The sequence below is a fragment of the Ruegeria sp. L12 genome (genome assembly GCF_056531745.1).
This window is the reverse complement of sequence record NZ_JBQFMH010000004.1, coordinates 78333-104385: the sequence shown is the minus strand read 5'-3', so window position 1 is coordinate 104385 and position 26053 is coordinate 78333. Positions and strand designations below refer to the sequence as shown.

At 60.3% G+C, this 26053-nt stretch carries 27 protein-coding genes; 10 read left to right on the top strand and 17 right to left on the bottom strand.

Annotated features, from left to right (window positions below):
- Window positions 1-6: 6 nt before the first annotated feature.
- From mnmE to ACR0K9_RS08235, 3 genes are all read right to left on the bottom strand, one after another.
- The gene (mnmE, locus tag ACR0K9_RS08245) at window positions 7-1293 is read right to left on the bottom strand and encodes a tRNA uridine-5-carboxymethylaminomethyl(34) synthesis GTPase MnmE (RefSeq protein WP_480822223.1); all 1287 of its coding nucleotides are present in this window, start codon (window positions 1291-1293) and stop codon (window positions 7-9) included.
- Between the two features lie 31 nt (window positions 1294-1324).
- A complete protein-coding gene (rho, locus tag ACR0K9_RS08240; protein WP_480534916.1) occupies window positions 1325-2596 on the bottom strand; it encodes a transcription termination factor Rho in 1272 nt (423 codons plus the stop codon).
- Between the two features lie 122 nt (window positions 2597-2718).
- Window positions 2719-3168: a CopD family protein gene (locus ACR0K9_RS08235; protein WP_480534914.1), complete on the bottom strand. Its 450-nt coding sequence runs from the start codon at window positions 3166-3168 to the stop codon at window positions 2719-2721.
- A gap of 405 nt (window positions 3169-3573) precedes the next feature.
- On the opposite strand from ACR0K9_RS08235, the gene ACR0K9_RS08230 reads away from it, so the two are divergent.
- Genes ACR0K9_RS08230 through dnaQ form a run of 4 tightly spaced genes read left to right on the top strand, consistent with a single transcriptional unit; the run spans window position 3574 to window position 6308 of the window.
- Window positions 3574-4173: a Maf family protein gene (locus ACR0K9_RS08230; RefSeq protein ID WP_480822221.1), complete on the top strand. Its 600-nt coding sequence runs from the start codon at window positions 3574-3576 to the stop codon at window positions 4171-4173.
- Complete coding sequence (locus tag ACR0K9_RS08225) at window positions 4170-5003, top strand: shikimate dehydrogenase (RefSeq protein WP_480822219.1); 834 nt, start codon at window positions 4170-4172, stop codon at window positions 5001-5003. The genes ACR0K9_RS08230 and ACR0K9_RS08225 overlap by 4 nt, the downstream gene beginning before the upstream one ends.
- Window positions 5000-5593: a dephospho-CoA kinase gene (gene coaE / locus ACR0K9_RS08220; protein ID WP_480822217.1), complete on the top strand. Its 594-nt coding sequence runs from the start codon at window positions 5000-5002 to the stop codon at window positions 5591-5593. The genes ACR0K9_RS08225 and coaE overlap by 4 nt, the downstream gene beginning before the upstream one ends.
- Entirely contained in the window at window positions 5586-6308 is a 723-nt protein-coding gene (gene dnaQ / locus ACR0K9_RS08215) for a DNA polymerase III subunit epsilon (protein WP_480822215.1), read from the top strand. Before coaE ends, dnaQ begins: the two co-directional genes overlap by 8 nt.
- Before the next feature lie 27 nt (window positions 6309-6335).
- Here the strand turns inward: dnaQ and secB are convergent, their stop codons facing one another.
- On the bottom strand, window positions 6336-6839 hold the full coding sequence (gene secB / locus ACR0K9_RS08210) for a protein-export chaperone SecB (RefSeq protein WP_480534904.1): 504 nt from the start codon (window positions 6837-6839) through the stop codon (window positions 6336-6338).
- 54 nt (window positions 6840-6893) lie between these two features.
- Entirely contained in the window at window positions 6894-7394 is a 501-nt protein-coding gene (locus ACR0K9_RS08205; protein WP_480534902.1) for an FxsA family protein, read from the bottom strand.
- Window positions 7395-7502: 108 nt separating this feature from the next.
- Here ACR0K9_RS08205 and ACR0K9_RS08200 point away from each other — a divergent pair, with 108 nt between their 5' ends.
- From ACR0K9_RS08200 to ACR0K9_RS08190, 3 genes are read left to right on the top strand one after another with little or no spacing between them, the layout of a single operon-like run.
- The gene (locus tag ACR0K9_RS08200; RefSeq protein ID WP_480534900.1) at window positions 7503-8162 is read left to right on the top strand and encodes a Tim44/TimA family putative adaptor protein; all 660 of its coding nucleotides are present in this window, start codon (window positions 7503-7505) and stop codon (window positions 8160-8162) included.
- The gene (gene mltA, locus ACR0K9_RS08195) at window positions 8159-9199 is read left to right on the top strand and encodes a murein transglycosylase A (RefSeq protein ID WP_480822213.1); all 1041 of its coding nucleotides are present in this window, start codon (window positions 8159-8161) and stop codon (window positions 9197-9199) included. Before ACR0K9_RS08200 ends, mltA begins: the two co-directional genes overlap by 4 nt.
- A complete protein-coding gene (locus tag ACR0K9_RS08190; RefSeq protein WP_480534896.1) occupies window positions 9199-9786 on the top strand; it encodes a Smr/MutS family protein in 588 nt (195 codons plus the stop codon). The genes mltA and ACR0K9_RS08190 overlap by 1 nt, the downstream gene beginning before the upstream one ends.
- Here the strand turns inward: ACR0K9_RS08190 and ACR0K9_RS08185 are convergent.
- The 3 genes from ACR0K9_RS08185 to hslU all read right to left on the bottom strand — a co-directional run bounded on the left by ACR0K9_RS08185 (window position 9783) and on the right by hslU (window position 13503).
- On the bottom strand, window positions 9783-11003 hold the full coding sequence (locus ACR0K9_RS08185) for an MFS transporter (protein ID WP_480822211.1): 1221 nt from the start codon (window positions 11001-11003) through the stop codon (window positions 9783-9785). The genes ACR0K9_RS08190 and ACR0K9_RS08185 overlap by 4 nt on opposite strands.
- Window positions 11000-12097, bottom strand: a complete 1098-nt coding sequence (locus ACR0K9_RS08180; protein WP_480822209.1) for an alpha/beta hydrolase — start codon at window positions 12095-12097, stop codon at window positions 11000-11002. Before ACR0K9_RS08180 ends, ACR0K9_RS08185 begins: the two co-directional genes overlap by 4 nt.
- Window positions 12098-12195: 98 nt before the next feature.
- Window positions 12196-13503: an ATP-dependent protease ATPase subunit HslU gene (gene hslU / locus ACR0K9_RS08175; protein WP_480822207.1), complete on the bottom strand. Its 1308-nt coding sequence runs from the start codon at window positions 13501-13503 to the stop codon at window positions 12196-12198.
- Window positions 13504-13695: 192 nt separating this feature from the next.
- Between hslU and ACR0K9_RS08170 the strand changes: the two genes are divergently transcribed.
- Both ACR0K9_RS08170 and ACR0K9_RS08165 read left to right on the top strand, forming a co-directional pair.
- Window positions 13696-14094 (top strand): DM13 domain-containing protein, encoded by a 399-nt coding sequence (locus ACR0K9_RS08170; RefSeq protein WP_480534888.1) that lies wholly within the window; start codon window positions 13696-13698, stop codon window positions 14092-14094.
- Window positions 14095-14196: 102 nt separating this feature from the next.
- Window positions 14197-15438 carry an MFS transporter gene (locus ACR0K9_RS08165; protein WP_480822205.1) on the top strand — a complete coding sequence of 414 codons (1242 nt, stop codon included), beginning with the start codon at window positions 14197-14199 and terminating at the stop codon, window positions 15436-15438.
- Here ACR0K9_RS08165 and hslV read toward each other — a convergent pair.
- Window positions 15430-15987 carry an ATP-dependent protease subunit HslV gene (hslV, locus tag ACR0K9_RS08160; protein WP_480822204.1) on the bottom strand — a complete coding sequence of 186 codons (558 nt, stop codon included), beginning with the start codon at window positions 15985-15987 and terminating at the stop codon, window positions 15430-15432. The genes ACR0K9_RS08165 and hslV overlap by 9 nt on opposite strands.
- A 196-nt stretch (window positions 15988-16183) precedes the next feature.
- Between hslV and ACR0K9_RS08155 the strand changes: the two genes are divergently transcribed.
- Window positions 16184-16381, top strand: coding sequence for a DUF1127 domain-containing protein (locus ACR0K9_RS08155; protein ID WP_480534882.1), 198 nt, complete (start codon window positions 16184-16186; stop codon window positions 16379-16381).
- A gap of 56 nt (window positions 16382-16437) precedes the next feature.
- Here ACR0K9_RS08155 and ACR0K9_RS08150 read toward each other — a convergent pair whose 3' ends face one another.
- The 8 genes from ACR0K9_RS08150 to tsaE all read right to left on the bottom strand — a co-directional run bounded on the left by ACR0K9_RS08150 (window position 16438) and on the right by tsaE (window position 26032).
- A complete protein-coding gene (locus tag ACR0K9_RS08150; RefSeq protein ID WP_480822202.1) occupies window positions 16438-16800 on the bottom strand; it encodes a Lin0512 family protein in 363 nt (120 codons plus the stop codon).
- On the bottom strand, window positions 16797-17147 hold the full coding sequence (locus ACR0K9_RS08145; RefSeq protein WP_480534878.1) for a Lin0512 family protein: 351 nt from the start codon (window positions 17145-17147) through the stop codon (window positions 16797-16799). The genes ACR0K9_RS08150 and ACR0K9_RS08145 overlap by 4 nt, the downstream gene beginning before the upstream one ends.
- Before the next feature lie 73 nt (window positions 17148-17220).
- Window positions 17221-17541: a thioredoxin gene (gene trxA, locus ACR0K9_RS08140; protein ID WP_480471313.1), complete on the bottom strand. Its 321-nt coding sequence runs from the start codon at window positions 17539-17541 to the stop codon at window positions 17221-17223.
- A 60-nt stretch (window positions 17542-17601) separates the two neighbouring features.
- Entirely contained in the window at window positions 17602-20961 is a 3360-nt protein-coding gene (addA, locus tag ACR0K9_RS08135) for a double-strand break repair helicase AddA (RefSeq protein WP_480822200.1), read from the bottom strand.
- Window positions 20958-23885 (bottom strand): double-strand break repair protein AddB, encoded by a 2928-nt coding sequence (gene addB / locus ACR0K9_RS08130; RefSeq protein WP_480822198.1) that lies wholly within the window; start codon window positions 23883-23885, stop codon window positions 20958-20960. The genes addA and addB overlap by 4 nt, the downstream gene beginning before the upstream one ends.
- Complete coding sequence (locus tag ACR0K9_RS08125; protein WP_480822196.1) at window positions 23878-24564, bottom strand: nucleotidyltransferase family protein; 687 nt, start codon at window positions 24562-24564, stop codon at window positions 23878-23880. The genes addB and ACR0K9_RS08125 overlap by 8 nt, the downstream gene beginning before the upstream one ends.
- Window positions 24561-25565, bottom strand: a complete 1005-nt coding sequence (locus ACR0K9_RS08120; RefSeq protein ID WP_480822194.1) for an aminoglycoside phosphotransferase family protein — start codon at window positions 25563-25565, stop codon at window positions 24561-24563. Before ACR0K9_RS08120 ends, ACR0K9_RS08125 begins: the two co-directional genes overlap by 4 nt.
- On the bottom strand, window positions 25562-26032 hold the full coding sequence (gene tsaE / locus ACR0K9_RS08115) for a tRNA (adenosine(37)-N6)-threonylcarbamoyltransferase complex ATPase subunit type 1 TsaE (RefSeq protein WP_480822192.1): 471 nt from the start codon (window positions 26030-26032) through the stop codon (window positions 25562-25564). The genes ACR0K9_RS08120 and tsaE overlap by 4 nt, the downstream gene beginning before the upstream one ends.
- Between the last annotated feature and the right edge of the window lie 21 nt (window positions 26033-26053).

Below are 26053 nucleotides of genomic sequence, written 5' to 3'. Positions count from 1 at the left end.
CACTCCTTATTTACCCAGGCAGAACGAAGCGAATATCTCATCAAGAAGAGTTTCAACGTCTATCCTGCCCACCAAGGATTCAAGTGCGCGAATGGCAGTCCGCAGTTCTTCCGCTGCTATATCATACATATCGGGGCCCGATTTCAGAACCGCCTGCGCAGCAGCCAGTGCTTCACTGGCGCGCATCATGGCAGCGCGGTGCCTTTCTCGCGTCGCAATACCATGGCTGGTGGTACGTTGATTCAACACACGCGATATGTTGTTTATGAGTCTATCGATCCCCTGCCCTGTTTTACCCGATATACCATCTGCAGAGCCTTCACGCAGATCGGACTTGGGTAAAACATGAATGTCGTCCGCCTGCATCGCAATACCCAACGCATTCGGGTCATCAGTCAGAAACACGCGCAGGTCAGCAGATTCGGCGCGATTGCGCGCGAGCTCGATTCCAAGGTTTTCGACATGATCTTCGGTTTCGCGCAGCCCTGCCGTATCCAACAGGGTGACAGGCAATCCCGCCAAATCCATCCGAACTTCAATCACATCGCGCGTGGTACCCGCGTATTCCGAGGTTATCGCGGCTTCCCGACCCGCCAGAGCATTCAGCAATGTTGATTTCCCGGCATTTGGAAGACCAACAATGGCCACCTCAAATCCGGTACGGATTCGCTCAGCAATCTGAACCCCGGAGGCCTCGCGCGTCAGATCCGCCTTCACGCCAGAGATCAGGCTGCGCACTTCAGGGGTGACGTCGGTTGGCACCTCTTCATCGGCAAAATCGATCACAGCTTCCAGCAATGACGCCGCGCGAATCAAGTCTCGTCGCCAGCCCTCAGCCAGGGATCCGAGCGCACCGGCCAGAATGGTCTGCGCCTGTTTGCGCTGCGCTTCGGTTTCAGCGTCGATCAGGTCAGCAAGCCCTTCGACCTGCGTCAGGTCCATCTTGCCATTTTCCAATGCCCGGCGCGTGAACTCGCCCGGTTCTGCCAATCGCAGACCGGCCATGTCCGACAGGCAGCGCAACACCGCATCAACCGAAGCGGTACTGCCATGGATTTGCAGCTCAGCCACATCTTCGCCGGTAAAGCTGGCCGGTGCCTGAAAGGTCAGTACCAAGCCATCATCCAGACGCGCGCCGTCAAGCGTGCGCAGCGTGCGCAAATGCATCCCGCGTGGTGGCAATCCGCCACCCGCAAGAACATTTGCCGCTTCATGGGCTTCAGGCCCCGAAAGGCGAATAACCGCTACACCTGCTTTACCCTGGGCGCTGGCCAGGGCGAATATCGTATCCATGCATAGCCCCCGCGTCAGTGCCGGACCGGCGTCAGGTGTTCATCGAGTCGAAGAATTCCGAGTTCGTCTTGGTCTGCTTCAACTTGGACAACAGGAATTCGATTGCGTCGGTGGTCCCCATCGGGTTGAGGATGCGGCGCAGCACGAAAGTCTTGGCCAGATCGCCCTTGTCGACCAGCAGATCCTCTTTCCGGGTACCAGATTTGAGGATGTCGATGGCCGGGAATACGCGCTTGTCCGCGATCTTGCGGTCCAGAACAATTTCCGAGTTACCGGTGCCTTTGAATTCTTCAAAGATCACCTCGTCCATCCGGCTGCCGGTGTCGATCAGCGCAGTGGCGATGATGGTCAGCGAACCGCCCTCTTCGATATTCCGCGCAGCACCAAAGAACCGCTTGGGACGTTGCAGAGCGTTTGCGTCTACGCCACCGGTCAGAACTTTACCCGAAGAAGGCACCACAGTGTTAAATGCCCTACCAAGTCTTGTGATCGAATCGAGAAGAATTACAACATCTCGTTTATGTTCGACCAAACGCTTGGCTTTTTCGATCACCATCTCGGACACCGCCACGTGACGGGTTGCCGGTTCGTCGAATGTCGATGACACAACCTCCCCCTTCACCGAGCGCTGCATGTCGGTCACCTCTTCGGGGCGTTCGTCGATCAGCAGGACGATCAGGTAACACTCCGGGTGGTTCTGTTCGATCGAATGCGCGATGTTCTGCAGGATGACGGTTTTACCGGTCCGGGGTGGCGCCACGATCAGCGACCGCTGGCCTTTACCGATGGGCGAAACCAGATCGATCACCCGGGCCGACTTGTCCTTGATGGTCGGATCTTCGATCTCCATCTTCAGACGCTCATCGGGGTACAGCGGCGTCAAGTTGTCGAACAGAATCTTGTGTTTGGCTTTCTCGGGCTCTTCAAAGTTGATCTTGGTAACTTTGATCAGCGCAAAATACCGCTCGTTCTCATCCGGGGCTTTAATGTCCCCTTCCACCGTGTCGCCGGTGCGCAGCGAGTGCTGGCGGATCATGTCGGGCGAGACATAGATGTCGTCAGGACCCGGCAGATAATTGGCCTCGGGCGAACGCAGGAAACCGAACCCGTCCTGCAGCACTTCCAGAACGCCATCGCCGCCAACGGTCCAACCCTCATCCGCGCGTTCGCGCAGGATCTGGAACATCATCTCGCCCTTGCGCATGGTCGAGGCGTTTTCGATCTCCAGCTCTTCGGCCATGGCCAGAAGGTCTTTGGGGCTTTTGGCCTTCAGGTCGGCCAAATTCAGGGATTCAGTGGACATGATATATACCTTCACCGCTGACGCGCGGCACGAAGTGGAATTTCAGTACGGAAGATACGCCGCCCGGACGGGCGTGTTGACACCTTACATAAGCGCTACAGCCGCCCGAGTCAAACAGGCCCTCAGAACTTCAGAACAACCGCCAGGACGATGGCAACCATCAGAATGGTCGGAACCTCGTTCATCATGCGATACTGCCGTCCAGTGAGCTTATTTCGCCCCTCTACGAAATCCCTGCGCCGGGCCATCAGCCAATGATGGAACCAGGTCATCCCGATCACGGCCGCGCCCTTTATCCAGGGCCATGACCAGTCCCACCCGACAATGCCGGGGGTGAACACCATGATCAGCCCGCAGACCCACGCCACAACCATCGCCGGGCGCATGATTACACGCAGCAGCTTTTCTTCCATTTCAAAGAATATCTGCTCTGCGCCCTCAACCGCCTGCGCCTTTTCAACATGATAAACAAACAGTCTGGGTAGATAAAACAATCCGGCCATCCAAGAAATCACGGCCATGATGTGCAGTGCTTTCACCCATGGATAGATCGAGAAAAGAAGATCGGTCATTCCGGCTCCGAACGTTGTTCGGAACCCTCCCTAATAAAAAAATATGAAAAGAAAAAGGATGATGGTTTTGTAGGGTGATCAGAATCCGTGGATTACTTATTTACCCATCTGTTTTCCCCAGCATGGATAAGTTCACGGCAGGGTGTCGTGTTTCTGTTGAGTATATTTATTATCATTTAAAAACAATAAATTACCATGGTTATGAATATAAGGCGATGTGGATAACCAGCGGAACAACCTGGGACATTCAGGTTATCCCGAGGATGAAACTTATCCTTGTCCCGGCTGGATAGTCTCCGGGCGACTCGGAGAAGTTTTTGGCGAAATTCCCGGGGTTGCGTGTCAACCGGAAAACCATACAAACCACCCCAGAACAGTCATCGATTTGCACACGGGGTTTTCCACATGTCTGTCCCCATCGTTCTGGCCTCGGGTTCGGAAATCCGCGCGCAACTGCTGCGCAATGCAGGAGTGCCGTTTACGGTTCAAACCGCCCGCGTGGATGAGGATACTGCCAAGCGCGCGTTGCTGGCCGAACAGGCCGCACCCCGCGATATTGCCGACACTCTGGCCGAGATGAAAGCGCGCAAGGTCAGCGACAAGTTCCCCGGCGCAATGGTTCTGGGATGTGATCAGGTGCTGGATTTCGAAGGCCGATTGCTTTCCAAGCCTGAAACCCCCGAAGACGCGCTGGCGCAATTGAAGGCGATGCGGGGCAAACGTCATATGCTGCTTTCTGCCGCCGTGATCTATCAGGATGGCGAGCCGATCTGGCGGCATGTCGGTCAGGTCCGTCTGCGGATGCGGATGAGTTCGGATGCTTATCTGCGCGATTATATAAACCGCAACTGGGATAGCATCCGCCATGCGGTCGGCGCCTACAAGCTGGAAGAGGAAGGCGTGCGCCTGTTCGCCACCATTGACGGGGACTATTTTAACGTCTTGGGTATGCCTCTGTTGGAGCTGTTGAATTTTCTGGCCGTCAAAGGGGTTATTGATCAATGACAGAAAACCGAATTCCTCTGGCCGGTGTGATCGGGCATCCGATTGCGCATTCCAAATCTCCTACACTTCATGGGTATTGGCTGAAATCCTATGGGCTGCGCGGGCACTATATCCCCATGGACGTTGCCCCGGCTGACCTCGAGACGGTTTTGCGCAGTTTGCCCAAGGCCGGGTTTGTCGGAGCCAATGTCACCGTGCCGCATAAAGAAGCCGCGCTCAGGTTGGCTGATCATGTCTCGGACCGGGCGTCGGTGATCGGGGCCGCGAATACGCTGGTGTTCCGGGAAGATGGCTCGATCCATGCGGATAACACCGACGGTTACGGGTTCATGCAGAACCTGCGCTCAGGCGCGCCGGATTGGAATCCATCCGACGGGCCTGCGGTTGTCTTTGGCGCAGGCGGGGCCGCGCGTGCTGTATTGCAGGCTTTGGCGGAGGCTGGTGTGCCCGAGATTCTGTTGACCAACCGTACCCGCACCCGTGCCGACCACCTGAAAGAGGAATTCGGGCAGCGGATCACTGTGGTCGACTGGGTGCAGGCCGGCAATGTGATCGAAAACGCCGAACTGGTGGTCAATACGACCTCGCTGGGGATGCAGGGCCAGCCGGAACTACGCGTGCCGCTGGATGGGTTGCAGCCCGGTGCAGTGGTCACCGATCTGGTGTATGCACCGCTGAAAACCCGCCTACTGCAAACCGCGGAAGAGACTGGCTGCACCACGGTCGATGGGCTTGGCATGCTGTTGCATCAGGCGGTTCCGGGATTTGAACGCTGGTTCGGTATCCGTCCCGAGGTGGATGACGATCTGCGCGCGGCTGTGCTGGCATGAGCTTTGCGCTGGGTCTGACCGGCTCGATCGGAATGGGCAAAAGCACCACGGCGCAGATGTTCGTGGATGAGGGCTGTGCGTTGTGGGACGCGGACGCAGCGGTGCATCGGCTGTATTCTGACACAGGTGCTGCTGTCGAGCCGATGCGCGCGGCCTTCCCCGGTTCCGTTATCGACGGCGTGGTCAGCCGGGATGCGTTGAAGCGGATCATCGCGGGGGACGCCACTGCATTGAGGCGGATCGAGGCGATTGTGCATCCACTGGTTGCTGCGGACCGGGCCGCCTTCCGCGCGACGGCGACGGCGGATATTCTGGTCTTTGACATTCCCTTGCTATTCGAGACCGGAGGCGATGCCGCCATGGATGCCGTTGCCTGTGTGTCGATCCCGGCAAAAGAACAAAAACGCAGGGTGATGGAGCGCGGCACGATGACCGAGGCGCAGTTCGAACAGATTCGCGCCAAACAGATGCCAAATGCCGAGAAATGTGCGCGGTCGGATTTCGTGATCGTGACGGACACTCTGGACCACGCCCGCGCGCAGGTGCAGGATGTGATCAGGCAGATACAGGCGGGGATGGCAGATGCGTGAGATTGTGCTCGATACCGAAACCACAGGCTTTGACCCCGAAAGCGGCGACCGGATTGTCGAGATCGGCGCGGTTGAGCTGTGGAATCATGTGGCCACGGGCGAGACCTATCACGTCTATATCAACCCTGAACGGTCGATGCCGGAAGAGGCGTTTGGCGTGCATGGTATCGGCCCGGACCTGCTGGAAAATCCACGCCCGCCGGAAAAGGGCGAGGTCACGCTGAAGGATAAGCCCGTCTTCGCTAAGGTGGGCCAGGGATTTCGGGATTTTGTGGGCGACGCCAAGCTGGTGATCCACAACGCCGCGTTCGATATGAAATTCCTGAATGCGGAACTCAAATGGATGGGTGTTCCGCTGATCCCTATGGATCAGGCGATCGATACACTGGCCATCGCGCGCAAGCGGTTCCCGGGATCGCCTGCCTCGCTGGATGCACTGTGCCGCCGGTTTGACATCGATAACTCGAACCGGGTGCTGCACGGCGCTCTGCTCGACTCGGAAATTCTGGCCGAGGTCTATCTTGAACTGATCGGCGGGCGTCAGCCCGATTTTGGTCTGTCGACCGCGGCTTCAAATGCAGCCGGAGGTGCAGATGAATGGCGCCCGACGGCACGGCCATCGGCTTTGCCGTCCCGGATCACCGAAGACGAGCGTGCGGCACATCAGCAATTTGTCGAGAAACTGGGCGAAAACGCCCTGTGGACCCGCGCCTGACCCAGGCCACGCGCGGGTCAGAAGCGATCAGGCGTCGGCCTGCTGTGCCTGTGCAGCGGCCTGACGGCGTGCCAGTTCGTTGCGATACAGCGCCACGAAGTCGATATTGTCGAGGTTCACCGGCGGGAAGCCGCCATCACGGGTGACATCACTGACAATGCGGCGCAGGAATGGGAACAGCATGCGCGGGCATTCGATCATCAGGAACGGATGCATCTGATCCTCGGGCACGCCCTCCACGTGGAACAGACCGCAATAGTCAAGCTCGCACAGGAACAGGATATCTTCCAGGCCCTTGGCTTTGGATTTCAGGTTCAGCTTTACCGAAACCTCGAACTGGTGATCCGCCGGGCGTTTCTTGGCATCCAGATTCACCTGAACCGAAATCTCGGGTTGTACGTCACCCGAGACGCCTTTTTGCGCCATCACGTTTTCAAAGGACAAATCGCGAATGAACTGTCCCAGCACGCGCATCTGGACCTGCGGGGCGGCCTGGGCCGCGGTGTTTTCTGTGGCGTCTTCGTCGGCCATGGATCTACTCCGAAAATGAATTTCGCCACTGCTTAGCAAGTTGGGCCGGGTAGCTCAATGCTGGTGCGGACCTTCCACCCATTTCGAAGGCTTCGACGGCTCCTGACGGGGTCGCACTTCGGTATATTCGCCGTCGATCACATCGTCCTGATTGAACGGGTTTGGCCCGGACCGGAACTGCGCGCCGGTGCCCATCTGAAAATGTGTGATGGTGGCCTTGGACTTGAGATAACGGAACACCGCGACCCGGATGCCCGGAACAAGCAGAGCAAAACCAACGGCATCGGTGAAAAACCCCGGTGTCAACAGCAGCACGCCGGACAGCAGGATCATCGCCCCATGGGCCAGCGGCTCGGTCGGGTCGTCCAGTTCGGCGAAGGATCGCTGCAGATTGGCCAATGCCATGCGACCTTGTGTCCGCACCAGAACCGTGCCCAAAACCGCCGTCAGGACCACGATTGCAAGCGTTGGCCAAAGCCCGATCAGACCGCCAACCTGTATAAACAGGGCGATCTCGATGATCGGAACCAATAAAAAAGCCAGGAACAAGTACATTTGCGGTATCCTTTAGCATGGTCCGGGCTGTGGACTTGGCCCCGACTGTCACCTACATAGTGGCATAGGGCAGCGTATACAAAGCCCGGGTTCTGAAATGAGGACGAAATGAACTCACCCCTGATCCAGCTTCTGGTGCTGGCCGGAATTGCCATTTTCCTGATCCTGCGCTTGAAAAGCGTGCTTGGGACGCGGGAAGGTTTTGAGAAACCGCCCCTTCAGCAGCAGCCCGACACCAATGGTACGCGCCGCGACTTCGAAGTGATCGAAGGCGGCCCGGATCATGACATCACCGATCATGTTGCGGAAGACAGCGAACAGGCGCAAACCCTGGCCGCGATGAAGCGGGTCGAGCCCAGTTTTTCCGTCAGTGAATTCGTGCAGGGTGCCCGTGGCGCCTATGAGATGATCGTGATGGGGTTCGAAAAGGGCAATCTGGACGAAATCCAACCGTTCCTGTCCGAGGAAGTCTTCGACAGCTTTGTCTCTGTCGTGGCAGATCGTGAAGACAAAGGCCTGACAATCGAGGCCGAGTTCATCGGCGTGCGCGAAACTGCTCTGGTCGATGCCTCGTTCGACAAGGACAGCAATCAGGCCGAGATCACCATGCGCTTTATCGGTGAGCTGACCTCGGTCGTGCGGGATCGCGGCGGGGATATCATCGAAGGCAACCCCAACACCGTCAAACGTCAAAAGGACAGCTGGACCTTTGCCCGCGTCATGGGCTCGGACGATCCGAACTGGCTGCTTGTTGCCACGGACGCATGATTGCAGCGCTCCGGTCGCTTTTTCTGGGGGTCGCCATGACCACTGCCAGCGCCGCCGGAGCCGAGGCGACGCGATCCATCCTGTCATTCGATGACCTCGATGGCTGGGCCGCCGACGATCACGGGGCGGCCCTTTCGGTTTTTCTGAACACTTGCGGCGATCTGGATGACCCGGATTGGCAAGCGCTGTGCGGCGTGGCGAAGACTTATGAACCGGACGCGGCACGGGCTTTCTTCGAGCTGTTCTTTCGCCCGGTTGTGGTGGAAGACGGCAATGACTCCCTGTTCACCGGATATTTCGAACCCGAACTGGACGGCTCGAAAACCCCGACAGACACCTACCGCTATCCGGTTTACCGCATGCCGCCCGAGGCGCGCGGGGCAGGCCAATGGCTCAGCCGTCGCGAGCTGCTGACCGGCGATGCGATGACAGGCCGGGGTCTCGAGATCGCATGGGTCGATGACCCGGTCGAGCTGTTCTTTCTGCAGATTCAGGGCTCGGGCCGTATCCGGCTGCCCGATGGTAGTGCTCTGCGGGTTGGATATGGCGGTGCGAACGGGCACCCCTACCGTTCCATCGGCGCGGAACTGGTGCGGCGCGGTACGCTGGGCGCACATCAGGTCAGCGCGCAGATGATCCGGGCCTGGGTGCGCAAAAACCCCGAGGCCGGGGCCGAGCTGCTGTTTCACAACCCCTCATACGTGTTTTTCCGCGAGGTGACGCGCGTTGCGCCCGAGCTGGGGCCTTTGGGGGCGATGAACCGCTCGGTCACTACAATGCGCAGTATCGCGGCTGATCCGGCTTACACTCCGCTGGGCGCGCCGGTCTGGGTTGAGAAGGATGGCAAAGACCCTTTGCGGCGATTGATGATTGCGCAGGATACCGGATCGGCCATCAAAGGGGCGCAGCGGGCGGATATCTTCTTTGGTACCGGGGATTCGGCCGGTCAGGCTGCCGGTCGTCTGAAAGACCCCGGCCGTATGGTCGTGCTGCTACCGATCCAGCGGGCCTATGCCCTGTTGCCGGATGAGTTCTGATGACCCGGCGCAAACTGACCTCGGATGAGATCGAGCTGTGGCGCAAGGTCGCCAAACAGGCCGAGCGGCTGCATCCCGAATTGCCACAGACAGTTCATCCCACCACCTTGCCCAAGCCGAAACCGACCAAAACGCCGAAACCCCGGATCGAAGCGTTCGAACTGGGTCAGACGGCACCCACGAAACCTGCGCGGCATAGTCTGAAACCGTCTGTGACCGAGGGTTTGCGCGCCAGTCCGGTGCAGATGGACACCAAGGCGTTTGGCCGGATGAAACGTGGCAAGCTGAAGCCCGAGGGCAAGCTTGATTTGCACGGGATGCGCGTGGACACGGCGCACCCCGCGTTGATCAGGTTCGTCCTGACAGCGCAGGCGCAGGGAAAGCGGCTGGTTCTGGTGGTCACTGGCAAGGGCAAGGACAGGGACGAACCCGGACCGATCCCGACGCCGCGGGGTGTGCTGCGCAATCAGGTGCCGCACTGGCTGTCGATACCGCCTCTGGCGCAGGCGGTGATGCAGGTCACGCCCGCCCATATCAGCCATGGTGGCGACGGGGCCTATTACGTCTATCTGCGCCGCGTGCGTTAAAGGCTGCGTGCGGCGCGGGATATGCCGACCCAGACCACAGCGCTGACCAGCACGAAGAAGCCGCCGATCCACAGAAATTGCGTATCGAGTGAGACGCCCCGGTCGATCAGAACTCCGGTCAGGCCCGGCCCGATGGCCGAGCCCAGTACCATTACCGCTGTTGCCATCGCTTTGATGGCTCCGACATGCTGCGTGCCATAGAACTCGGCCCAGAAGGCGCTGGGCAGGGTTGCATTGGCCCCGACGGTCAGCCCCAGAAACAACAGCCCCAACGCGGCACCGCCAATCGTGTCGGCAAAACCCAGAATCACAAACCCCAACGCGATAGGCAGTTGATAAAACGGCATTATCCGCGCTGTTCCCCATTTATCCAGCGCCCAGCCAGCCGCGAACATCGAAAGCAGGGATACCCCGGTATAAACCGGAAACAGCGCCACCAGCTGCAGGTGTTGCCAGCCTTTGACCTCGGCCAGATGGACCTGCTGAAAGAAAAAAGCGGTGATGAAGGCGGATGGACCAAGGATCGCAGGCACCATGAACCAGAACAGTGGATGAAACAGCGTCTGTTTCCGGGTCCAGTGGCGGTCTTCCATACCGGTAGCGGAGTATTCGGAGGCCAGACTTTGCGGGGTGCGTTCCTGCCTGAGCAGGCCTATCAGAACCGGGATGCCCAGCAGGGTGACGCCCGCTGCTACCCCCCACAAAACGCGCCAGTCCAGAAACACCATCGCCGCAACAAAGCCCAGCGGCAGCAGCGCCTCGCCCATCGTATAGCCGACCGAGGCAATCGACAGCGCCTTGCCCCGCGTCACGGTAAACCATCGTGCCATGGCGACCAGGGCCAGATGGGTGGTCATCCCCTGCCCGAAGATGCGCAGCAGGAAGATGACCAGCGGCAGCAGTGCCAGCCACGTGTTCAGCGCCATGGCTGCCGCCGCAAGCGCCAGACCGCCAAGGACCAGCGGCCCCAGTACGCACACCCGGAACTGATCGGTCAGCCCGCCGGCCCAGATCATCACCAGCCCGGCTGCGGTGGTGCCCAGCGTATAAAGCCCGCCCCATGCCCCATGGCTCAGCCCGAACTCGGCGCGGATCTCGCCTGCGAAGATCGAGATGAAAAAAGTCTGGCCGAAACTGGACAGAAAGGTCAGCAAGACGCCCGCACCCAGCCAGGTGGCATTCCGGACAAGATACTGGCGCAGTCTGAACTGCGTCACGGAGAGCTGACCTCCGCCTCACCGGTTTCGCTGAGTACGATCTCGGTCGCGCCATCGGTATTGCGTTCGCTGGGCGGGACCAGAACGTCGATGCCGGGGCGGTCGGGCCCGAAGGTGTTGCTGACCCGGCGAACCGAACTGAGGATGGCCAGCAGCGCCGGTGAGGTCGCGGCCACGAAATGTGACGATCCTGCGTCGCTGTTGAAGGCGGTCGTGTCGATCACGTTGATCGGATATTCCGCCAAAGCCTCGGCAGAACTGATATTGCCCAGCCTTTCCCCATCCGCCGTACCGCGCAGGCGGGATGAGATGTTCAGCACCTTGTCCTTCTGCGACACCATCACCACAAACGGATCGGGCGGGGTCTTGATGCTGTTCATCTGCGACCGGAACAGATCCACATCCAGATCGGGCGAGATCAGGATCACCCCTTCCAGATTGCGGTTCGCCCAGCCCGGTTCGCGCAGTTCGGCCTGCCGCATCATCTCCATCGTCAGGGCGCCGCCCATGGAATGAGCGATCACGATCACCCGCTTGACGCCCATGGATTTCAGATAGCGCACCGTCTGTTCCAGCCCGTCGCGGGCGAACAACATGCTGTCCAGATCATAGGCATAGCCGGTGCCGCGCGCCTGACTGGGCCAGGAATAGATCAGGGTGGTGCCGGGAATGCCGATATCATGGCTCAACTGTGCCGCCCGAAACGCAGTCTCGGCCTGCGTGGCGTTGTAGCCATGCACGAAAATGCTGACATCTTCGACCCCGCGCAGGCGCGATTTCAACTCGTCCGGGCCCGAGAATTCGGTAACGTCCGCCATCACAAACTGCTTGTCGGGGTTTGGGTTGCCGTATGAAAATTTCAACTCGCCGGGTGTATGAGACGGCGGGATCGAGACCGTGAGTTCCAGATAGCGCAACGCCTCGGCACGGCGCGCGCCATAAATGCCGTCGGCCTCGCGGGCGCGGGTGGTGGCGGCAAAGACAGTGGCGGGGGTGCCGACCTTCAGCGCTTCGGGCACGGTTCGCGACACCGACCGATCGACACAGGCGGTCAGCAGGCACAGATGGGCAACAAGGATCAGATAGCGCAGCACGGGCCCGTCCCTACTCGGTTCTGCCGCTACGCTACCGTATTCCCGCCGCGCGTCCAGCCTTGGCCCGTCCGAAACCGGCAAAAACCGGCTGAGCCATGTTACAGAACGTAACGGCTGAGGTCGGTGGATTTGGTCAACTCGCCCAGATTATCCTCGACGAACTGCGCGTTCACCGTGATCTCGGCCCCGGCCTGATCGGGGGCATTGAACGAAAGCTCTTCGAACACGCGCTCCATCACCGTATAAAGCCGCCGGGCGCCGATATTTTCCACGCTCTGGTTCACGTCCGCGGCGATACGCGCCAATGCGGCGATGCCATTTTCGGTAAAGCTGACGGTGACTTGTTCCGTGCCCATCAGGGCCGTGTACTGGCGGGTCAGGGCATTGTCGGTCTCGGTCAGGATGCGCACGAAATCCTCTTCGGTCAGCGCGCGCAGTTCGACACGGATCGGCAGACGGCCCTGCAATTCCGGCAACAGGTCCGACGGTTTTGCGATATGGAACGCGCCCGAGGCAATGAATAGGATGTGGTCGGTTTTTACCGGGCCATGTTTGGTGCTGACGGTGGTGCCTTCGATCAAAGGCAGCAGGTCGCGCTGCACTCCTTCGCGGCTGACATCGCCGCCACGGGCCTCGGCCCGGGCGCAGACCTTGTCGATTTCGTCCAGAAACACGATGCCGTTCTGTTCCACCGATTCCAAAGCCACCCGGTTGACGGTTTCGTCATCCAGCAGCTTGTCGGCCTCTTCCCCGATCAGCGCGTCATAGCTTTCGGCGACAGTCATGCGTTTCCTGACGGTGCGCCCGCCAAAGGCTTTGCCGAAGATGTCGCCCAGATTCATCATCCCCATCTGGCTGCCGGGCTGGCCGGGAACATCGAACATCGGCATCGGGTTCGAGGTGTCGGACAGCTCCAGCTCGATCACCGTGTCGTCCAGTTCACCCGCTTTCAGCTTCTTGCGGAACATCTCACGCGTGCCTTCGCGGGCGTCTTCGCCTGCGATAGCCTCGATCACGCGGTCCTCGGCGGCCTGATGGGCGCGTGCCTTGACGTCTTCGCGCATATATTCACGGGTCTGGATGATGGCGGCATCGGCCAGATCGCGCACGATCTGTTCCACGTCGCGGCCCACGTAACCAACTTCGGTGAACTTGGTGGCCTCGACCTTGATGAAGGGCGCGCGGGCCAGTTTGGCCAGACGGCGGCTGATCTCGGTCTTGCCGACGCCGGTGGGGCCGATCATCAGGATGTTCTTGGGATAGACCTCGTCGCGGATGTCGTCGGCCAGCTGCTTGCGCCGCCAGCGATTGCGCAGCGCCACGGCCACGGCGCGCTTGGCATCCTTCTGGCCAATGATGAAGCGGTCCAGTTCCGAGACAATCTCGCGCGGGGTCAGGTCGGTCATGCGTGTCCATCCGTTTGTTTCGCATCGGAACCTAGTCATGGGGCGCGAAAACACAAGCCACGCGGGCGAAGTTCACGGAAATTCACGGAATCTACACGCAATGGCGTTGTAACGTGAGTGGCTTCCCCGGCGTCATATCCAGCATAAACAGCGACGGGCCTACGCCTTTTACCTCTGAAGGGAGAATTCATCATGATCAACCGCCGCTCACTGTTCCTGACCGCCGCCGCTGCCGGTGCCGCACTGACCCTGACCAGCGCCAATGTTGCCCTGGCCGGTGGCCATGCGGGCCATTTCGAAGGTTTGTCAAACCATGTCACCAGCGGATCGGTAGAGGTGGTCAAGAAAGGCGACCGCTATATCGTCGAGCTGGGCGATGACTTTTCGCTGGACGGTGGTCCGGACCCGCGCGTGGCACTGGGCAAGGATGGCAAGTACGACCCCGACACCAAGCTGGGCGCGTTGCTGAACCTGACCGGCAAGCAATCCTATGCGGTGCCGCCGACGCTGGACGTGTCGAAATACAATGAAGTCTATATCTGGTGCGAGGTCGCAGGCGTGCCGCTGGGCGTTGCCAAGTTGAACAAATAAACACTGGAATGCCGGTACGGGGCGGGTACATCCCGCCCCTGACGCGCCGTTAGGTGACATGGCGCTTGTCTGCTACACTCCCCGAAACCGGGGACGTATTTGATGACAAAAATTGCCAAGATTACCCTTTTGTTTGTGGTGTTTGTGGATCTGATCGGGCAAGGGCTGGTCTTTCCCATCATCAATTCCCTGATCATGGAGACGAAATCCGGGTTCCTGCCGGAAAGCACCGCCATTGGCACCCGGCATCTGTATTACGGGCTGGTGATCGGCTGCTTTTTCCTGTCGTGGTTTCTGGGCGTGGTCTATGTGTCGAAAGTCTCAGATTCCATCGGCCGCAAGAACGCGCTGCTGGTCTGTCTTGGCGGCGCGTTGGCGGGGTATGCGCTGACCATTGCCGCACTTTATCTCAACAGTCTTCTGCTGCTGATCATCGGTCGATCCATCACCGGGTTTACAGCCGGAAACCAGCCCATCGCGCAGGCGGCGATGATTGATGGCAGCACCGATGCCGCCGACCGCGACCGCAACATGGGCTATATCATCACCGGGGTCAGTTTCGGCCTTGTCGGTGGTCCCATCATCGGAGCGGTCCTGTCGGACACCGCCCTGCTTGGCAGCTTTGCGACCCTGAAAACCCCGTTCTACGGTGCCTTTGTTCTGGTGCTGGTCGCCATCTTCCTTGTGCTGACCTTCTTCAAGGACACCCGGACCGAGCGCGAACCCTTTGTCTTCCGCCCCCGCGACATCACCGACAGCCTGATTGCTGTGCGCGGACATCCGATGGTGCTGAAAATCCTGCCGGTCTATGCGCTGTTCATGGTTGCCAATGTCACGTTCTACGTGTTTGTCGACAATTTTCTGACCAGCGCCTGGGGCTATGGTGTGATCGGCGGCAGTATGGCGATGGTGGTGATCGGCTTTGCGTTGGCCTTTTCCAGCACCTTCCTCGTCAAACCCGCGCAGGAAAAGTTTAGCAAACATTCCATCATCTATACCTCGCTGGTGGTGATGGTGATCTGTGGCTTTGCCTTCGCCTTCAGCCCCAGCGGCGTGCTGAGTTACGTTCCGGTTTTCTTCTTCTATTTCTTCTTCGGCGTCTCATACCCGACCCTGCTGGGCCTGTTCTCTTCGGCGGTTAGCGAAACCGATCAAGGCTGGGTCATGGGGGTAACCACCGCCGTCTTCTGCTTGGCGGGTGGCGTCATGTCCCTGATCGGTGGTGGATTGATGAGCGTCGATATCCGCCTGCCCTATTACATCGTGATTGCGACCGCGATCATGGGCTTGATCGGAATGCACATCCGCTGGAAAGGTAAAGAGATAAAGGCGCTTTTAGCCTGAGATCGTCTCGACGGTCAGATTGCCGTTGGTATAGACACAGATATCGGCGGCAATCGCCATCGCTTCGCGGGCGACCTGTTCGGCATCCTTGTCGCTGTCCATCATCGCGCGGGCCGCGGCCAATGCAAAATTGCCGCCCGATCCGATGGCGGCCACATTGTGCTCGGGCTCCAGCACGTCCCCTGCCCCGGTGATCACCAGCAGGTCCTTACCGTCGGTGACGATCAGCATCGCCTCGAGCTTTTGCAGATACTTGTCGGTGCGCCAGTCTTTGGCCAGCTCGACCGAGGCTCGGGCCAGCTGACCCGGTGTTGCTTCAAGCTTGGCTTCCAGCCGTTCCAACAGCGTGAAGGCGTCGGCGGTCGATCCGGCAAACCCTGCGACAACCTCAAACCCGCCCGGCGACAGGCGGCGTACCTTGCGGGCGGTGCCTTTGATCACGGTCTGGCCCAGGCTGACCTGCCCGTCCCCGGCGATGACAACCTGCCCGCCCTTCTTGACGCCCATAATGGTCGTGCCGTGCCATCCGGGAAAATCGCTGTCTGCCATGGAAGCCTCCGTTTTCTCTGGCGTTCTATATGGGCCGCGCGCGCCGGCGGCGCAACCGTGCTTAAACTGCCCAAAAGATATGCAACAGGTGCAAACCAGGGCTGTTGAGTCGGCATTTGTAAGAACAGAGGGTCAGAGCTAAATCAGCCTCACAACCGACAACGGGTCGGCTGTTTCTGTCAAAAGGAATAAGCACATGGCAAACGCAATCGCAAAAACCCATGCGCCGCTCGGAGCAGTCACCATCCTGCACGCAGTGGACGCAATCTTCCATCGCTTTGAAGGCGTTGTCGCATGGTACCAGTCCCGCAAAACCCGCCAGGCACTGGAAAACCTGACCGATGCGCAGCTGTACGATATCGGCCTGAACCGCGGCGACATCGCCAAGTTCTGATCCGACTTCAGTCACAAACGTAAGATAAGCCGCTCACCCGAGCGGCTTTTTCTTTGTCAACGCAGCGCGTATTTTCCGGCCTGAGACGGTAAAAACGCCTCAATCGCGGCGGTTGCGACCACGTGGCGGGTGCCCGCTGCGTCATCCACGACGTCCTGCCCACCCAGAACCGCCCGTACCTCGGCGCGCCCTCTGGGCAGGTCTGCGGCCACCAGGGCGCAATCCACCTTTTCAGGGCTCTGGACGCCGATGGTCACCTTCACGCGCATATCGCTGTGATCGATCCCCAGCTTCGAGAACAATGTGATCGACGAATGATGCAGCGCATCCTGCACCGCGCGCCGGGCTGCCTTGGTATAATCCTGACCATAGAGGTCATTTCCCATACCCATTTCCAGAATGATGCGTTGTTCACTCATCGCGCGTCCTCCATATCGAACGAGACCGCAAGCGCCGCGTTGGCAATGACCGTGCGCCCGGCGTTGCCCGGTTTGTCGATATCCAGCCCGCCTTTTGCGACGGTGATATTTGGCGTCCCATACGGAAATATCGACGTCAGCTTGTCGATCTCGACCTGTTCCGGCTGCTGCACGCCGATTTCGACGTCTATGATCATGGCCTCTTTTGGAAAACCGAACAGTTCGGCCATGTTGATCGAGTTGTGCCACAGCGCATCCCGGATCGCACGCAGCGCAGCCTCGGTATAGTCGGCCCGCCGCAAAGATGTGCCCATCCCGAATTCCACCAATACCCGTGTCTTGGCCATCTGCCCCCTCCGATATCTCAAAAAAAAGGCGCCCGATTGCAGGCGCCTTTCATCATCGTCAAATCACATCGGATCAGATCGATTCGTCAATCCAGCTTTGCAGTGCCGCCTTGGGCGCAGCACCGGCGCGGTTCGACACGACCTGACCGTCCTTGAAGATGAACAGCGCAGGAATGCCGCGCACGCCCATGGCGGCGGCAGAGTTCGGGTTGCTGTCCACGTCAACCTTGGCGATCTTCACCTTGCCGCCATATTCGGTGGCCAGCTCTTCCAGAGCGGGGCCAATCTGCTTGCAGGGGCCGCACCATTCGGCCCAGAAATCCACCACAACGGGGATGTCAGAGTTCTTGACTTCGGCGTCAAAGGTATCGTCGGTGACGGCAACGGTCGACATATTCTGTCTCCTGAATGGGGAATGCTTGGGAACAGAACCTAGGTGCGGTGTTCGGTGAGGTCAAGATATCGGGTGGTGGGTCAGCGCATCCGTCACAAGATCGTGTGGCAGCCACATCAACTGCGCCGTGCGGGTCCACAGGATCGCAGTTCGGATGCTGTGATCCGGGTAGATCTGCGCCAGCGCATGCGCATAGGCCCCCATCTGCCGCAACAGGCCGTCCGGGCAGGTTTCGGGGGTTTCCGGGACGGTTGCATTCGATTTGAAATCAACGACATGGACCTCGGTATCCGAGACGATCAGCCGGTCGATGACGCCATGCAGTCTTGTGCCGTTCAGATCGGCCGAGACGGGAACCTCGGCCAATGCCTCAGGCGCGAAGACCGGTTTCAGGTGATCTGCGGTCAGCACTGTTTCTGCTTCGCGCAGTATGTTCTGCCTTTCGACGTCATGCATATCCGGCAACAATCGGGCGCAAAGCTGCGGCCATTGGCCTCGGTCAATGGCGGGCAGATGTTCAAGCAGCAGGTGCAGACGTGTTCCGCGCAGCTTGGCGGCCTCTTCGTCCTGCCCCGCATCGCCGGGCAACGCCTTTGCGCCGCCCAGATCGGACGGGCTGAGCGTTTCTGCGGGCGCGTGCGGTTCTTTCGCGGCTTGATAAAACATCTCAGGCAGGTTTAGCGGCTCGGGCGCATCAACGTGGCGTTCGATTGGGGGCAGTGCGTCCCAATCACCATGCGCCAGCCTTTGAGTGTGCGTTCCGGGAATCTGCGTTGCTCCGGCGCGGGCCATTGCGGCCTCGACCATTTGATACCAGCTGTTGCCGTCCTTTCCGACATCCCCCGCCGCGGCGACGATCAACCACTTTTCTGCTCGTGTTAGAGCCACATACAGCAGACGAAGCCGTTCGTTTTCTTCCCTCTGGCGCGCCTCTTCCCGCGCTGCCGCAACCAAAGCGGGCGATGCGTCGGCGGACACTTTCCACAGCGGCGTCTCTCCGGCCATCATGATCTCGGCATCGCGCGGCGGCTGCCGTTTGCCCGTGTCCGGCAGAATCACGATCGGCGCTTCCAGCCCTTTCGAGCCATGCACGGTCATCACCCGGATCATGTTGCCGACACCGCTCATCTGTCGTTTGATCTCCAGATCATCGGTTTGCATCCAGACGAGGAAACCCGTCAGGCTGGGAATATCCGTGCGCTCATAGGCCAGCGCCTGCGACAGCAATGCGTTGATCCCGTCCTCGGCCTCGGCCCCCAACCGACCCAGCAGCTTCCGACGTCCGCCGTGCCGGGTCAGAATCCGTTCGATCAGATCGTAAGGACGCAGAAAGTCGGTTTGTCCACGCAGATCATTCAGAATTGCGAGCGTATCGGAGAACTCCTCGGCCCGGTTGCGCAGCGCCGCCCACAGGAACCCCTCATTCCGCCGGTGCGCCAGATCGAACAGTTGCTGTTCCGACCAGCCGAACAGAGGGGACTTCAGAACCGTCGCCAGCGACAGGCTGTCTTCGGGCGTGGCAAGGAAGCTGAGCAATGCGGCCAGATCCTTGACCGCCAGCTCGGCGCCCACCTTCAGACGGTCCGCCCCGGCGATCGGCAGATTGGCCGCCTTGCAAGCGCGAATGATATCGGCAAACAGGTCCGAGCGGCGCTGGACCAGAATCAGGAAATCGCCCGGTTGTACCTTTCTGCGCACGAATGCGCCGGGCGTGTCGCCGTCTTCCGGGATAGTCTCACCCTGCTCGATCATATTCTTGATCGAATGCGCCACCTGCTCGGCCAGAACGACGGTGTGGTGCCTTGCACCGGGCCGGTCCACGGGGTCGGTCCAGTCGCCCTCTTCGTTGTCTTCCACCTTCTCGACCACCGGCCACAGATCGACACGGCCCGGAAGATCGGCCTTGAATGCCCGGTGCGGTGCTTCCTTGTGGAACCCGGCATCCGTGCGGTTTTCGAACAGAATATCGACCAACCCGAGGATCGCGCTGGAGGATCGGAACGAATATTCCAACGTTGAATCCCACAGTTTAGAGCCTGATTCCTCCAATTTCCGCCCAAACTCCAACTGCATCCGATCAAAGGCCTGCGGGTCGGCGCCTTGGAATGAATAGATCGACTGTTTCTTGTCTCCAACCACGAAGATCGTGCGCTCGACCCCAGATCGCGCCCCTTCCCCGCTGGTGAACTCCTGCGCCAGTTTTTCGATTACGTCCCACTGATCCGGGCTGGTATCCTGCGCCTCGTCCACCAGAATATGGTCGATGCCGCCATCCAGCCGGTACAGCACCCATTCCGCCACCGCCGGATCGTTCAGCACCTGACGCGCTCGCAGGATCAGGTCATCGAAATCGAGCCAGCCGCGCAGTTGTTTGCACCGTTCGTATTCCGGCAGGAAGGCCGTGGCAAATCGGTGTAATACATGCGTTTTCTGCGCTGCAACCAGCGCCAGCCGCTGTTCCCGTGCAGCTTCGACACGCAGCATCAGCGCTTCGAGTTTGGGCATTCGATCCGCCAGTGCGCCTTCGCGCAGGGCTTTGGTGGGAAAGCCATTGATCTTGGCAGTGAACGGCTCTCTCGCACCTTTTCCGGTCAGGAGTACGCTTTCCAACAGCGGTAGATGGCCAAGCCGCGCTTCGGTGAACGCCGCCAGTTTGTCGGCAGCCTTGGCGTTGTTGCCGCCGCTTTCGATCAGGACGGGCAGCATGGATTGGATCAGTTCAACCTCGCCGCCCAGAAAAACCCGTTCCAGTAGTGCGCTTTCGTTAAAACCTGCGGGCAGTTCAAACAAGTGCAGCAGATCATCCCATTGCAAGGACTGCGTAAAATGGCTGCGTTTCTGCGTGATGGCGGCGGTCAGTTTTTCGAATCCGGTATCGGTGACGAACCGGGCGACATCCTCGACCAACGCGGCCTGCATGCCTTCGGCAAAATCCTCGACAATCTCTTCGCGCAGCAGCGCGGCAGCGCGGTCCTCCATTTCAGCGAATTGAGGGCTGACCCCCGCTTCAAGCGGGAACCGCCGCAGCAGCGCGGCGCAGAACGAGTGGATCGTCTGGATTTTCAACCCGCCCGGCGTTTCGATCGCGCGGGCAAACAATGTTCTTGCTTGTGCCAGACGGTCGGCACTGATGAGGCCTTCGACCCCCAGATCAGTGAGCTGCGCCAACAACGGCGCGTCGCCCAGCATGGCCCATTGCCCCAACCGCTTGAACAACCGGTTCTGCATCTCGCTGGCGGCGGCCTTGGTGTAAGTCAGGCACAAAATGTGCTGCGGCTGCACCCCATCCAGCAGCAGCCGCGCCACCCGGTCGGTCAGAACCCGCGTCTTTCCTGACCCCGCATTCGCCGCCAGCCAGGTTGACGCATCCGGGCGCGCCGCCTGCACCTGTCGTTCGGTGGCGTCATTGCGCGGGCTCATGTCAGGTCCTCCGGAAGGGTTTCGGCAGAACGGTCCCATTCACCGAAGCGGGCCAGATGGTCATAATCGCCAAGGTCCGTATCCTTGTGCAGCATCCGGCGGGATGAGAAGCCTTGATCAGGCTCTAAATAAGCGGAAATGAGCTGTTTGAGTTCGTCCAGAACCTTGTCCGCCGGTTCCTTCGCCAGCGGCGCAGCGACCTCTTTATAGCTGCCGCCCATACCGATGAAGACGGCCTGTGCGACAGGCAACGGGTCGAAGCCTTCAATCCCGCCCTGTTCGGCAATGGCGGCTTCGATCAGCAGTTGTTTGTCGAATTTGGCCTGCTGACTTTCGGTTGGGGGCGCACCGGTCTTGTAGTCGATGATCCGCATCGCGCCCCGGCTGTTCAGGTCGATCCGATCCGCGCGACCCGAGATGGTGAAGTCCAGCGGCGCAAGCGCCAGTTTCATCATCACCTCGAAGGCTACGGGCCCACCATCTGTGCGGCGCTGGATTTCGGCAGACAGAAAGCTGTCGGTGATCCGTTCCAGCCGCGCCAGCCAGAGCTTTCGTGCCGTGGGCCATGCGACATGCTCCTCCAGCAGCGCCTCGGCCCGTTTCAGGAAATTGTCGCGGGTCAGCAGGGCCGGATCCAGCACGCTGTCACGCACGAACTGCTCCAGCACTTCGTGAATAACGATCCCGCGCAGCAACGCGTCCGGCGCGTGGACCAGAGGGTCCAGCGGTTTCAGGCGCAGAACGTGGCGGGCATAGATGGCATAGGGATCGCGGATCAGGCGCTTGATCTCGGTGACACTCAAACGCCGGGGGCGGGAGGCCACAGGCGGTCGCGGCGAGGGGCGATGCGCGGCGTCGATCCGGGGGGCGTGTTCCAGCGCCTCTGCCCAGCCCAATAACCTGGACCCGCGCGCGCGCATCGTTGCAAGCGCATCGGTGCCGCCCTGATCTGGCAAACCTTGCAGCAGGTTTGTCAGGCGGTTCAGCCACCGTGACGGTACAGTTTCCGCGTCATCCGAGCGGGTGGCGCGGGACAGGACGACCTCAGCGGCACCCACCGCCTGTTGAAAGTCATGGGCAGACAGACCAATGCGGCGTTCGGGCAGCAGCAGCCCGGCAGCATTGCGCATCTGCCGGTTCAGCCACGGATCAGGCGCGGGGGCCTCGGGCCAGCTACCTTCATTGAGGCCGCCGAGGATCAGCAGATCAGCGCCCTGAACCCGTGCCTCCAGCGTACCCCAGATCATCAGGTGCGGATGGGGTGCATCGCGGTCACGGACCTCTTCACCGGCCAGCAATGCGCCCAGCAGATCCGCGAAGTCATGCGCCGTCATCGCGCCGCCATGCTGCGCCTCGGCTTCCAGAGCGGTCATGACCGCCAGTGCTTTTTGACCGGCGTTCTTGTCCCAAAGCGTACCGGGCGTACCGGATGATCCAGCCGATATCGCCTCGGCAAGTTTGCGCAATTGTGCGACCCAATCGGTCAGCGGGCGTTCCGCGGGGCTGTGTTGATCGCAGAAAGACCGGATCATCCAGCGAACCCAATCCTCGGGCGCTTCAGAGCGGATGGCAAAAGCAGTCAGGCTGGCGCTGTCGGGGAAGGGCGGGCCGTGGCGGCGCAGGTCGAGTTCCAGATCACGGGTATGCAGCAGATGCGCACCGCGATCCGCGCCGTCATGGCAGAGCGGGTGCTTGAGCAGGGTCAGCAGCGCCTCGGCATCCAGACGGCGGGCAAACAGGCCAGCCACATGGCGCAGAAACCGCCCCGGAGGCGACAGTTGCAGCGGCAGGCCGGCGCTGTCATCGGGCAGGATGTTCCAGCGATCCAGCGCGGCGCTGACCTGACGGGTCAGCATCCGGTCAGGCGTGATCAGCGCGGCGGTCTGGCCGGTCTCGGCGGCCTGACGCAGACGCAACGCAATCGCCAAGGCCTCGGACCGGGGCGAGGAGGCCTCGATCAGCGTCACGTCTTTGGTTGCGCCTTGCAGATCGGTCAGGTTTGGCCCTTCGGACATCCACGCATCGGTGACCGGCGCAGGGCGTAAAGCTAGCGAAATCAGTTTGTTGCGTGCGGGCGAGGGGGGGTGATCCTCTGTCCACGGCAGAATCTGGTCTGGTGTCAGATCAAGTTCGTACATCAGCTTGCGAAAGCGATACTGCGGATGATCTTCCGAGGTCAGGGCATCATCGAGGCTGTGCCAGACGTGCTGAGGCTGGTCGAAATCGTAGCCGGGCAGAACCAGCGCCCCCTGCGGCAGGCGCGCGACGGCTCGCATCAGCATCATCGTCGTGCCGCGCGATCCGGTAGACCCGGCAAGGATGATCGGGTGCGGCGGCGGGGCCTCGTGCCAGCGTGTGATAAGGTTTTCGATCACGCGCCGCTGCCGCGCCTGCGGGTCCATCGCGTCGGGGCCGGTTTGCATGAAATGATCGGCGATCCCGATAAAGGCCTGCGCCCGCGCCCAGTGGCCCGATAAATCGCTGACATCCAGATTGCGGATCGCATCAGGTGAGACGCCTTCGCCCTGCATCTCGTCAATCAGCGCCGCCAGACTGTCGGACAAATCGAACAGAGACGACCGTGCGGCCAGATCGGGTTGCTGATCCAGCAGCTTGGCGATCAGTTGCGTCAGTTCCAGCCGTCGTCGCAGCGGTGGAATTGCGGGCGGCACCTGTGCCAGATCAGCGCCTTCGCCCAGATCGGTGACCAGCGACAGCTGCGGCAGCAGGCAGGGCGGTCCCTGATCAAACAGCTCGCGAACACGGCGTGCCATGCGGCGGGTGTTGACCACCAGCTGAACCCGCGCCAGCGCCTCGGGCGGCTGGTTTGCAAATCGATTCCGCAGCCCGTTGACCAACACTTGCGGAAAGTCCGCGCCCGGTGGAACGGCAAAGACCCGGGGCTGGGGGCTGGGCTCAAACATCCGCGATCAGTCCTTCGGCCAGAGCGATCCCCTCGGGACGTCCGACATCACACCAGCGACCGGGATACGAAAGCGCGAACAGGCGTTTTTCCTGCAGTATTCGATCCCACAGAACGTTCAGCGAGAACGCATCCTCGGCGATGTCATGCAGGCCACCGGTCTTCAGGATTTGCGCACCGCCATAGATCAGACCAGCACCACGAGTGATCCGGCCGGAGTCGTCCTGCGTGAAATCACCCGATCCCGTGTGCCCAAGCGTCTGACCTGTCGGGATGCACATCAGCAACGCATCCATCTGGCCGGGGTCCCAATGATCTTGCAGCATTTGCAACGGGTTGGGCCCAGCCCAGATCGCGTCGCTGTTGAGGGTGAACACCGGATCCGATCCAAGCATCGGCAGCGCGGCCTTTAGCCCGCCTCCGGTTTCCAGAATCTTTGGGGACTCATGTGACAGCAGCACGCCTTTCGGGGTCAGATGTCTGGCCAATTGATCCGCATGATAATGGGTGTTGGCGACGATGCGTGAGGGTTGCAGCGGCGCGGCAAGATCCAGCGCGTGGTCGATCAGAGGCCGCCCGGCCACTTCGATCAGCGGCTTGGGGCGATCCTTGGTCAGGGCACCCATGCGCGTGCCGAAACCGGCAGCGAACAGCATCACGGCCTGTGGCGTACCGGTCATTGCGGCCTCAGCTTGTTAAGGTTTTCGGGGCTGGGGGCAGGCAGGGCCTCGCGCAGCAGATCGGCCACCGGGACAAGCGCCGGATGTTCCAAATCGCGCATCAGATGGGTCCAGGCGGCCGGGATCAGATCGACGTAGTGCGGCTTGCCGTAATCCGTCGCCAGCCGCGCGAAACCGCCCAGAATACGCAGGTTCCGCTGCGCACCCAACACCGCATAGGCGGTGCGGAAATCGTGGCCGTCCACGCCGGTGGCCGAGATATAACGGTCGATCATCCGCATCTCGATCCCGGCGGGTACGTTGCGGCGCACATCCTGCAGAAGGGACATCAGATCATAGGCGGGATGACCCAGCATCGCGCTTTGAAAATCCAGCAAGCCAACCCGCGCCAATCCTTCGCGATCAGGCAGCCAGATCAGGTTTTCGGCGTGATAGTCGCGTTGCACCACCACCCGTGTACCGCCGGTTTCCCGGTGCAGGATATCGGCAAAACGCTGCTCGAACCGGCCGCGTGCCTCGGTGTCATGAGACCCGAGAATGCCCTGCGCATATTTGGTGAAAGACAGCGCTGCATATTCGGTCATCAGGGCAGGGTCATAGCTGTCGAGTGACAGGGTTGCAGCCTGGTGAAGATGCACAAGAACATCCGTCGCCGCGTCATAAAGCGTTCGTTCTTGCGAGGGGTCATCGCGCAGAACGCGGGCAAACAGCGCATCGCCAAGATCTTCAAGCAGCAGGAATCCGAATTCGGTGTCTTCGGCATAAATTTCCGGCGCGCTCAGGCCCAGCGACCGCAGATAGTTCGCCATGCGCACAAAGGATGCGATGTCTTCGCCCTTGTCGGGTGGGGCATCCATCAGCACGGCGGTTTGGCCCGTCGCGGGATCGGTCAGCCGCTCGTACCGGCGGTTCGAGGCATCCCCGGCCAGAGGCGCGTGCTGCGCACCACACCACGGTGTCCGGGCAATCAGGGCTTCGGCCAGAACGGCGCGGTTTGTCATCCAAGTCCCTCCAGTCTGGGGTTCCATTTCGGGTCGGTCCAGCCGAATTCCAGATGCCTTGTGTCCTGGCTGTCTGCGTCGGCCGAGAACCGGATCAACAGGGCCGATTGAGGTGCCAGCGCGTCCAGCTTCCCGGGCCACTCGATCAGACAGATGCTGGTCTCAAACGCTTCGGTCAGCCCCAGCTCTTCGATCTCTTCAACCGACGAAAGACGGTAGAGATCAGAGTGCCAGACCTCACCAATTCGGGTGTCATAGACCTGCACAAGTGTAAATGTGGGCGAGGGGACGTCCTCGGGCATGGCCAGAACGGATTGTATCAGTGACCGTGCGAAATGGGTTTTGCCGCTGCCGATCGTGCCCTCCAGCAAAATGGTGTCACCCGGCTGCAGCGCGCCTCCCAGATGGGCGGCGAATGAGGCTGTTTCTTCGGGGGAATTCACGGTCAGAGTCAACGGCGCAGTCATGGCGCCACAATGAACCCGCGC

Bases quoted from the DNA above. Each gene is read 5' to 3' on its own strand.
- ACR0K9_RS08225 (WP_480822219.1), top strand. From the start codon at position 4,170: ATGACAGAAAACCGAATTCCTCTGGCCGGTGTGATCGGGCATCCGATT.
- tsaE (WP_480822192.1), bottom strand. From the start codon at position 26,032: ATGACTGCGCCGTTGACTCTGACCGTGAATTCCCCCGAAGAAACAGCC.
- ACR0K9_RS08170 (WP_480534888.1), top strand. From the start codon at position 13,696: ATGATCAACCGCCGCTCACTGTTCCTGACCGCCGCCGCTGCCGGTGCC.
- dnaQ (WP_480822215.1), top strand. From the start codon at position 5,586: ATGCGTGAGATTGTGCTCGATACCGAAACCACAGGCTTTGACCCCGAA.
- hslV (WP_480822204.1), bottom strand. From the start codon at position 15,987: ATGGCAGACAGCGATTTTCCCGGATGGCACGGCACGACCATTATGGGC.
- ACR0K9_RS08145 (WP_480534878.1), bottom strand. From the start codon at position 17,147: ATGGCCAAGACACGGGTATTGGTGGAATTCGGGATGGGCACATCTTTG.
- ACR0K9_RS08125 (WP_480822196.1), bottom strand. From the start codon at position 24,564: ATGACCGGTACGCCACAGGCCGTGATGCTGTTCGCTGCCGGTTTCGGC.
- addB (WP_480822198.1), bottom strand. From the start codon at position 23,885: ATGTTTGAGCCCAGCCCCCAGCCCCGGGTCTTTGCCGTTCCACCGGGC.
- mltA (WP_480822213.1), top strand. From the start codon at position 8,159: ATGATTGCAGCGCTCCGGTCGCTTTTTCTGGGGGTCGCCATGACCACT.
- ACR0K9_RS08200 (WP_480534900.1), top strand. From the start codon at position 7,503: ATGAACTCACCCCTGATCCAGCTTCTGGTGCTGGCCGGAATTGCCATT.
- trxA (WP_480471313.1), bottom strand. From the start codon at position 17,541: ATGTCGACCGTTGCCGTCACCGACGATACCTTTGACGCCGAAGTCAAG.
- ACR0K9_RS08150 (WP_480822202.1), bottom strand. From the start codon at position 16,800: ATGAGTGAACAACGCATCATTCTGGAAATGGGTATGGGAAATGACCTC.
- hslU (WP_480822207.1), bottom strand. From the start codon at position 13,503: ATGACCGACCTGACCCCGCGCGAGATTGTCTCGGAACTGGACCGCTTC.
- ACR0K9_RS08165 (WP_480822205.1), top strand. From the start codon at position 14,197: ATGACAAAAATTGCCAAGATTACCCTTTTGTTTGTGGTGTTTGTGGAT.
- ACR0K9_RS08205 (WP_480534902.1), bottom strand. From the start codon at position 7,394: ATGTACTTGTTCCTGGCTTTTTTATTGGTTCCGATCATCGAGATCGCC.
- ACR0K9_RS08230 (WP_480822221.1), top strand. From the start codon at position 3,574: ATGTCTGTCCCCATCGTTCTGGCCTCGGGTTCGGAAATCCGCGCGCAA.
- ACR0K9_RS08120 (WP_480822194.1), bottom strand. From the start codon at position 25,565: ATGACAAACCGCGCCGTTCTGGCCGAAGCCCTGATTGCCCGGACACCG.
- coaE (WP_480822217.1), top strand. From the start codon at position 5,000: ATGAGCTTTGCGCTGGGTCTGACCGGCTCGATCGGAATGGGCAAAAGC.
- rho (WP_480534916.1), bottom strand. From the start codon at position 2,596: ATGTCCACTGAATCCCTGAATTTGGCCGACCTGAAGGCCAAAAGCCCC.
- mnmE (WP_480822223.1), bottom strand. From the start codon at position 1,293: ATGGATACGATATTCGCCCTGGCCAGCGCCCAGGGTAAAGCAGGTGTA.
- ACR0K9_RS08155 (WP_480534882.1), top strand. From the start codon at position 16,184: ATGGCAAACGCAATCGCAAAAACCCATGCGCCGCTCGGAGCAGTCACC.
- ACR0K9_RS08235 (WP_480534914.1), bottom strand. From the start codon at position 3,168: ATGACCGATCTTCTTTTCTCGATCTATCCATGGGTGAAAGCACTGCAC.
- secB (WP_480534904.1), bottom strand. From the start codon at position 6,839: ATGGCCGACGAAGACGCCACAGAAAACACCGCGGCCCAGGCCGCCCCG.
- addA (WP_480822200.1), bottom strand. From the start codon at position 20,961: ATGAGCCCGCGCAATGACGCCACCGAACGACAGGTGCAGGCGGCGCGC.
- ACR0K9_RS08190 (WP_480534896.1), top strand. From the start codon at position 9,199: ATGACCCGGCGCAAACTGACCTCGGATGAGATCGAGCTGTGGCGCAAG.